General features: G+C 61.6%; 9 protein-coding genes and 1 tRNA gene. 6 read left to right on the forward strand and 4 right to left on the reverse strand.

Annotation, left to right across the window (positions count from 1 at the left end; all coding sequences use genetic code 11):
* The coding region (gene nrdJ / locus KBY71_RS14155) for a ribonucleoside-triphosphate reductase, adenosylcobalamin-dependent (protein WP_254929535.1) at nt 1-1,737 on the forward strand (1,737 nt) is incomplete at its 5' end.
* A gap of 46 nt (nt 1,738-1,783) precedes the next feature.
* Nucleotides 1,784-1,868, forward strand: a tRNA-Ser gene (locus tag KBY71_RS14160).
* Between the two features lie 441 nt (nt 1,869-2,309).
* On the opposite strand, the gene KBY71_RS14165 is transcribed toward KBY71_RS14160, so the two are convergent.
* Both KBY71_RS14165 and KBY71_RS14170 read right to left on the reverse strand, forming a co-directional pair.
* Nucleotides 2,310-2,615, reverse strand: a complete 306-nt coding sequence (locus KBY71_RS14165; protein ID WP_254929536.1) for a hypothetical protein — start codon at nt 2,613-2,615, stop codon at nt 2,310-2,312.
* Entirely contained in the window at nt 2,612-2,893 is a 282-nt protein-coding gene (locus KBY71_RS14170; RefSeq protein WP_254929537.1) for a PQQ-dependent sugar dehydrogenase, read from the reverse strand. The genes KBY71_RS14165 and KBY71_RS14170 overlap by 4 nt, the downstream gene beginning before the upstream one ends.
* A gap of 88 nt (nt 2,894-2,981) precedes the next feature.
* Here KBY71_RS14170 and KBY71_RS14175 point away from each other — a divergent pair, with 88 nt between their 5' ends.
* A complete protein-coding gene (locus KBY71_RS14175) occupies nt 2,982-4,238 on the forward strand; it encodes a DUF4055 domain-containing protein (RefSeq protein WP_254929538.1) in 1,257 nt (418 codons plus the stop codon).
* A gap of 158 nt (nt 4,239-4,396) precedes the next feature.
* Here the strand turns inward: KBY71_RS14175 and KBY71_RS14180 are convergent, their stop codons facing one another.
* Together KBY71_RS14180 and KBY71_RS14185 are read right to left on the reverse strand one after the other, a co-directional pair.
* Nucleotides 4,397-4,813, reverse strand: coding sequence for a type II toxin-antitoxin system VapC family toxin (locus tag KBY71_RS14180; RefSeq protein ID WP_254929539.1), 417 nt, complete (start codon nt 4,811-4,813; stop codon nt 4,397-4,399).
* Between the two features lie 11 nt (nt 4,814-4,824).
* Nucleotides 4,825-5,091, reverse strand: coding sequence for a hypothetical protein (locus KBY71_RS14185; RefSeq protein WP_254929540.1), 267 nt, complete (start codon nt 5,089-5,091; stop codon nt 4,825-4,827).
* Nucleotides 5,092-5,207: 116 nt separating this feature from the next.
* On the opposite strand from KBY71_RS14185, the gene KBY71_RS14190 reads away from it, so the two are divergent.
* From KBY71_RS14190 to KBY71_RS14200, 3 genes are all read left to right on the forward strand, one after another.
* Complete coding sequence (locus KBY71_RS14190) at nt 5,208-5,696, forward strand: hypothetical protein (RefSeq protein WP_254929541.1); 489 nt, start codon at nt 5,208-5,210, stop codon at nt 5,694-5,696.
* Nucleotides 5,697-5,705: 9 nt separating this feature from the next.
* Nucleotides 5,706-6,275, forward strand: a complete 570-nt coding sequence (locus tag KBY71_RS14195; protein WP_254929542.1) for a hypothetical protein — start codon at nt 5,706-5,708, stop codon at nt 6,273-6,275.
* Nucleotides 6,276-6,341: 66 nt separating this feature from the next.
* Nucleotides 6,342-6,563 carry a prevent-host-death protein gene (locus KBY71_RS14200; protein ID WP_254929543.1) on the forward strand — a complete coding sequence of 74 codons (222 nt, stop codon included), beginning with the start codon at nt 6,342-6,344 and terminating at the stop codon, nt 6,561-6,563.
* Nucleotides 6,564-6,678: the final 115 nt, after the last annotated feature.

Consider the following 6,678-nt stretch of genomic DNA (forward strand, 5'->3'; position numbering starts at 1 on the left):
CTCTGCAGCGACGAGCGCTTTGACCCCGCCATCCCGATCGAGATCAGCGTCGATCTCTCCGACGTGCGTCCCGTGGGCGAAACCCTAAAGGGCTTCGGTGGCATGGCCAACCCGGTGAAACTCAAGGACCTCTACGGCCGCGTAGCCCAGATCCTCAATAAGGCCCAAGGCCGCCAGCTCACCTCGGTGGAGTGTTGCCTACTGATCGATGAGGCTGCCGTCACGATCGTGGCCGGCAACATCCGCCGTAGCGCCGGCATGCGCCAGTTCTGCGCCGACGACAACTCCGCCGCCGGAGCTAAGGAGAACCTCTGGCAGCAGGACAGCGAAGGCAACTGGAGCATCGATCCGGAAAGGGATTCCCTGCGCATGGCCAATCACACCCGGGTCTTCCACAACCGGCCCGACCGGGCCACGGTGCTGGAGGCGGTTGTTAAGCAGTTCCAGAGCGGTGAGGGCGCGATTCAGTTCGCTCCCGAAGCCATCGCCCGCTCAAACGCCGACGTGCTCAGCACCCCAGAGCTGCGCACAGAGTTCATCGGCATCTACTGCGACCAAGGCCGCGAGCAGGCCGGCCGCTGGCTCACCACCCACCACCCCGAAATCGGCGCGGCGGAGCTGGAGCACCGCTTAGGCCGGTACGGGCTAAACCCCTGCGGCGAGATCCTCGGCGCCGACTTCCACTGCAATCTGGCTGAAATCCACCTCAACCAGATCGACCCCGCCGATCTGGTGTCCCAGGAGGAGGCATTCCGTGCCGCCGGCCTGGCCGTGGCCTGCCTGCTCAACCATCGCTTCGAGGTGGAGCGCTACCGCCAGAGCCGCGCCTGGGATCCGATCGTGGGCGTGAGCTTCACCGGCCTATTTGACTTCTTTGTGCACGCCTTTGGCACCCCCTGGCTCACCTGGTGGGAAGCGGGGCGGCCCAACACGGCCGAAGGCCTGGCCTTCAAGGCAAAGGAGGGCGAATTCTTGAGCAGCTGGAAGCAGATCGTCAATACGGCGGTTTGGGACTACTGCGATCGTCACGGCCTACGCCGCCCCAACCGCTGCACCACCGTGCAGCCCGCTGGCACCAAGAGCCTGCTCACCGGAGCATCCCCTGGCTGGCACCCCCCCAAAGCCCAGCGCTTCATCCGCCGCATCACCTTCCGCAAGAACGATCCGGTGGCCCTTGCCTGCATGGACTACGGCTACACGATCGTGCCCTCGCAAAGCGATAAGGACGAACAGGGCCGCCTGCTGGATGATGCGTTTGATCCCCGCTGCACCGAGTGGCTGGTGGAAATCCCCACCGAAGTGAGCTGGGCAAATATTCCCGGTGCCGATGCGGTTGAGATCAACAACTTCTCAGCCTTGGCCCAATTCGACTTTTACATGCAGGTGCAGAAGCACTACACAGCCCACAACACCTCAGCCACGGTGGAGTTCCGCGAAAACGAAATAGAACAACTAGCAGATGCCATTTATCAGGCAATCGATCAAGGCGAGGGCTATATATCCGCAGCCCTGCTGGCCCGCTTTGATGCAAATGCCACGTTCCCGCGGCTGCCATTTGAACCAATCGACCATCCAACCTACCTGCGTCTCAACGCTGAGGTGGCCGCCCGGCGAAGCACCACCTGCTTCTTTGAAGCTCTTCAGCGCTACGACCGCGGTGAGCTGGTGGAGGCAGGCCCAGCTGGCTGCGATTCAGACAAATGCCTACTGCCTTTGGCTAAACCGGGCAACAACTGACCAATTAAGATAAAATATCGGTGTGGCACTGCCGCACCGAACCTCTGGAGAGGTGGTCGAGTGGTTGATGGCTCTGGTCTTGAAAACCAGCGAAGTGAAAGCTTCCGCGGGTTCGAATCCCGCCCTCTCCGCTTAAATACGGTCTTGAGACGCCCCTAAGACTCCTGCAACCCAGTCGCTGACTGGGTTTTTTTATGCCTGTAGTCCGGGTCAGTCTAAAAAAGTGCTGGGCAGTGCCGAAAAAGTGTTGGTATAGATATTGGTGTAGGGTAGAGTGGTTTGGTGTATTGAGGCTGCAAGCGGGTGAACCGAAGCAGCTCCAGCTTCATCGCTTACGCCAGACCTTTTGTGAACGGCGAGATCACCCACTACCTGCGCGATAAGGGTTTTCTGATTTCAGTTCCAGGCCGCTTGCGGGAGCTACATGCCAGGGGGCAGAAGTTGCTGCGGCAGGGCATAGCCGCAGATCGGATTCCCAAGCAATTGGGGCTCACACCGGAGCGTTGGGCAGAGATCGCAGCCGCTTGCTCAGTGCGGGTGGTCGCGATGGCGATGGAAACCCAAGAGACGGATCAGACCAGCTGCTCATCGCTGAGCTCGCCGCTGATGTAGCGATGTAAGACGCTGCTGATAAGGGTTTGGTAAGGCATACCCAGCCGCAGCGCCCTGACGCGCAAGGCCTCTAGGTCAGTACCGGAAAGCCGGATGTTGATTCGTTGGTCCTTCTGGCCGGTGATCTGGGCTGACTCTCTGAGCTGATTGAGGAGATCAGGAGTGGCAATTGAACGCAGCGCGCCCGACTCCACAGCTTCTAGGAGCTCACGCTCGTCTTGATCGAGTGAGTCGTTGCTAGAAGGAAGGTGGCTTTGCATCGTCATGGCGTGTCTTGACGGAGGTAGTCGCGTGTGGCTTTGCGGCTGGGAATAATCGTTTTGAGAAAGAGGTATTCGTCGTCTTCCACGTAGGGGACGAGGTAGACGTATTGATTCACCTCAACAACAAGGATGCGCTGGCTTGGATATTGCTCTGGATTGGGGTGGGCCAACACATCGAGCAAGCCTCCAGTTTCGATGGCCACCACAACAGCCTCGAAATGGATGGACCGCTGGGCACCGAGCTGCTGGTTTTTATCACTGCTCCAGCGAAAGGGCTTCATGAGAGCAGCTTAGGTTCTCTGTCTGCCGTTTGTCATCAAGCAGCACTGAGCTGCTGCGGCAAGAGCTAGCAGCCGAGTGCCCTGGTGGATGGAGCCTGAATTGCCGATCTCCCTCCACCAGGCCCTGGCGGCACTGCTACCCCGCCTGCAGCTGGTGCAGGGCTGCTGGCACCTGCTGTCAGGCCGGCGTGAGCACTACCTGCCCCGCGGCGAGCGCGAACCTGAATCCGCCTACCGCCGCCGGGTAGAGACAGCCCTGCCATCGGGCTTCTTTCGTGATGCCCAGCGTACCTTTGCCGGGATGCTGGCCTCAAGCCACTGGCGGGAGCTGCCGGCCTCGCTGCAGGCGGTGCTCAGTGATGTGGATGGCTGCGGCACCGATCTGGGGGTGTTTCTAGAAGCCGCTGATCTGTTGGTACTCAGAGACGGTGCTGCCCTTGTAGGGGTGATCCCGCCGGTTCACCTCTGGCCCAGCGAGGGTGATCGCCAGCAGGCCTTGCGCAATGGCGACCGGCTCTCCTTGCCGCGGCTGCTGCTTATCGAGCGGGGAGATGTTCTGCACTGGCACCTGCCAGGCAACCATGCCCTGCCAGATGCGATCACCTGGCGGGAGCGGCGCCCCAATGCCCTCAAGCCCGCCAATCAGGCAGCGCCACCACAGGAGCCACCACCCCACCCCTGGCAGTACCTGACAGCTTCTCTTGTTGGTGATGGCCCCGACGGGGCTGGCATGGACCTGAGCGCCGAGACCTTGGTGGCTGATCCCCAGGCCCCCAGCGGCTGGCGAAAGCAACGCCTTGATCAGCGCCACTACCGCGGCATCAACCAACTACCTGCTATTTGGTATGCCAGCCATGGCGCAGCCTTTGGAGAGGGGGAATTACCCCATCTAGGTCTTGCGCACCAGTACCTCAACCACTTCCGCTGCCAGAGCGACTACCAGGAGCTGCTGTACCGAACCGCACTGCCGGTGGGCGTACGCACCGGTGTGGCTGGCCCGATGGGCAGCAGCTCAGCCAGTGAGCCGGTGGTGCTGGGACCAAACAGCGTCATCGACCTGCCGGAGGGCGCCAGCTTCCAGTTCGTCGAGATCCAGGCCCGCTCTTTGGCGGAACACCGCGCCTGGCTGGAATCGCTGGATCAAGGCATGCGCCGTGATGCCTTGATCCCCGCTGCCGCCCAAGGGGCACCGCGCACGGCGATGGAGATCTCATGGCCGCTTCCCAGGCCTATGCCCTGCTGCAGAGCCAGGCGATACACCCGGCCTCGATGTTCTCTTCTCTGCTGCAGCACTGGTGCGCCATCACCGGTGAACAGCTGCCAGTGCAGGAAGGAGCTGCCCTGACGGTGGAGATCAGCCCGCTGGCACCAGCACCTAAGCCTCAACCAACCGTGGCCGAGATGCTGCAGCTGCAGGAGCGGGGAATCATCAGCGAGCAGGCCCTGCGGCAATGGCTGGGGGATCTGGCCGGCATCGCCCCGGCATCTACCTAGGGCCTTTGCTCAGCCAAGGGGAATCCGGCAGAAGGGTTTCTTGCGGAAACGCCTGTAGACATCAAAGTCGCTGTCGAGCGTGAGGATCTCAGCGATATCAAGCCGCTCAGAGAGGGACACCAAGGTGAGATCAGCGAAATCACCTGGCAGGTCTGCGTAGCGCCCGTTGAGCTCGGCGACACGGGCATAGTCCTCTGAAAGCAGGTTGATGGCCTCAATGCCACCACGACTCACAGCAGTAAGCAGGTGGTTTTGAGCAGCCAGCACTCCGGGGTTACCTGGATTACCAAGCAGCCAGAGCACCTCAGCGATGCAAATAGGTGAGGTGATGAGCTGAGCAGTGTTCTGGTCAAAGAAGGCGATAACCGCTTGATGGAGCGGTTCCTGCTGCTGGTAGTAGCTCAGCAGGATGCCGGAATCGATCAAGATCCGCTGCATCAGCTCCGCTCCGCTCGGCGCTTTTGTAGGTGCTGACCAAGCAGCCGGCGCCGTTGCTGCCGCTCCGCGCTGCCGGCTAGCAGGGTGTCGAGGAAGGCCTCGGGATGGCCGCCCAGTTGCTGGGTAATGGAGGGGCGTGGCTGCCCCTGCTGCCAGCGCTCACGGATTAGCTGGCGGATCAGAGAGCTTTTGTCCTGGCCGGTTTCGTCCAGCAGGTCATTGAGAAAGTGCTCGGTGTCGGAATCGAGCCTGACGGTGAGCGGCATGGCCCGCAGGGCTAACCCAGTACGACGAATGGACTAACTGTAATACAGGTTTTTGCATGGTCGGCAATGGCCCTCGATGCTGCGTAGTTGGCCCGTTGCTGAATTCAGGCTCCGCGGTGAGCTGGCAACCGCAGGATCAAGAAGCCATCCGCCAGGCGCTGGCCTTGCCGGCAACAGTTCCCTGCCTTGACGCCATCGGGCGGGCAATGGCGGATTTGGAGCGCCACCACCCAGCTGGGGTACTCAGCGCCCGCGCCCTGCTCGATGCGGTGGCCCTGATCGATCAGCAGCTGCTGGTGCCTGACCCTGAGCAGGAACAGGCAATCGAGAAGCTCTCCTCCTCCGGGCCGATCGCTGGATCGGTTGCAGCCGGCGGCGATGCCCCGCTGCAGAAAGCCGATGTGATCGCTTACGACACAGCACTACTACGGCAGGAGAGCGAGACCGTCTATGCCAATCCCCGCTCCAGCGCGGCGGCCCTGCTTAACCAGCGGCGCCGCTACGGCGACCAGCTGAGCCTGTTGCTGCCAGGACTGGCTAGCTGGGTTCAGTTCACAGCTGCCGCCGCCAGGATGACTGGCAGCGCGGCCCTGCTGCGGAGTTGAGCGCTGGCAATGATCAGCCCCCGCCAGTTCACCAGTGGCAAGCACCAGCGCAACGCTTCTATGTGGGGCCCCACCCCCTTGCAGCCCTTTGCCAATGCCCGCCTGCTGCTGGGCGAAAACTCCACCCCTGGTGACACCACGTCTGCTGTGGTGGCCAGCCACGTCCTCGAGTGTTTCCTTGAGCGCTCTCGATACATCACCGCCAGAGACAACGGCCCTGGTGTTGATACCGGTGACTTCACCTTTCAAGGGATGATCTGCCGTGCCACCCGGCTGCCGCCTAGCCCTGGTGCGATCTGGCTGAGTAGGGAGCTGCAGTGGAGTCAGAACGGCCGGCGTGTCTCCGCTGCCGGCAGAACCGTTGTGGCCCCTTGTGAGGGCGCAATTTGGCTTGGTGATCTAACCCTGCTCAATGCCGCAGGTGATGCAGGTGTCGATCCCTATGCCCAGTACACCTTGTTCACCGTGCTGGAGTTCGGCGCCAGCTACGGCTCAGGCGGTATCGGCGGCCTGGTGCAGCCGCTGATTGGTGAACGGGTATTTGGCACGCTCAAGCCGAATCGGTTGGACCAGTCCTAAGGTGTACACACTTGTGTGACCAAGACAGTGACCGTCCGTGTCGGCATTCGTGAGCTGAGGGCCAAGTTGGCTTCTCACCTTGAGTCGGTGACGCCGATTGAGGTGACGCGCCACGGCCGCACTATTGGCCTCTACGTACCCCTGCCCCAGCCGGCTGAACTGGATGAGCGGGAACGACTGCTGGAAGCAGGCCGCCTGATGCAGGCTGAGCTGGAGCGCCTTGGCCTAACAGAGGAGGAGCTGAGTGTTGACTTCAAGGCTTGGCGTCAGCGGCGCCAGCAGCACTGAAGGTGGAGCGCAAACGACTCGTCCTTGACGCCAACATTTTGATTCGTGGCTGCCTTGGCGTGCGGGTGAGGAACCTGATCGCCGATTACGCCGATCGAGTGGACTTCTTTGTCGC

It is taken from the genome of Cyanobium sp. T1B-Tous, assembly GCF_024345475.1.
Lineage (GTDB): Bacteria > Cyanobacteriota > Cyanobacteriia > PCC-6307 > Cyanobiaceae > Cyanobium_A.